Source organism: Bartonella sp. AA2SXKL (assembly GCF_042197205.1).
Taxonomy (GTDB): Bacteria; Pseudomonadota; Alphaproteobacteria; order Rhizobiales; family Rhizobiaceae; genus Bartonella.
The window spans coordinates 1-642 of sequence record NZ_JBHIRN010000205.1 but is presented as its reverse complement, the minus strand read 5'-3'; the positions used below and the strand labels follow the sequence as shown (position 1 = coordinate 642).

Genomic DNA, 642 nt, shown 5'->3' with positions numbered 1-642 from the left:
GTGTTTCAGCACTGGCCACAAAAAATTGAAACAGATTTACACCCAAATATGTCTGTATGGCGTGAAAAATATCCTGGTGTTGAAAGTTTAAAGGTTGCGGTGATGGGGTGTATTGTCAATGGACCGGGAGAATCAAAACATGCTGATATTGGCATTTCATTGCCTGGAACAGGAGAAAGTCCAGCAGCACCTGTTTTTATTGAGGGGCAAAAGGTGAAGACTTTGCGGGGAACCCATATCGCTGAAGAATTTGAACTTCTCTTAAGTGATTATATTCATACACGTTTTGGGCAAGGTTGAAAAAGATTCTTGCAGCTCACTGTCTTTAAAGCATTTCTCTTTGATAACTGTTTCTAAATAGATTCATCTGCAAATTAAATGTAAGATTATCTCCAGCACTTTTTTACGGATTTCATTGTAAAGCTGGATAATGCCATTAGAATTTTCCTAATTAGGGGAGCAAATTTCGTTGTTTTCAAAACCTCATTATTTAAGTTTTGTGATCAAAGTTTTATAGCTTGTGGATCATGGGGCCTCTATACTTGTTTTCTCAAAGGCCTTAATATCTCAAAAACGCCTTATATCGCTATAACAGTCTTCCATGCAAATCCATAAGTACAAAAAATCATAAGGTCACAAACT

The 642-nt window shown here is 36.8% G+C and carries 1 protein-coding gene; it reads left to right on the top strand.

The window, feature by feature from the left end:
• The coding region (locus ACFINS_RS10715) for a flavodoxin-dependent (E)-4-hydroxy-3-methylbut-2-enyl-diphosphate synthase (RefSeq protein WP_375706263.1) at positions 1 to 300 on the top strand (300 nt) is incomplete at its 5' end.
• Positions 301 to 642 lie beyond the last annotated feature (342 nt).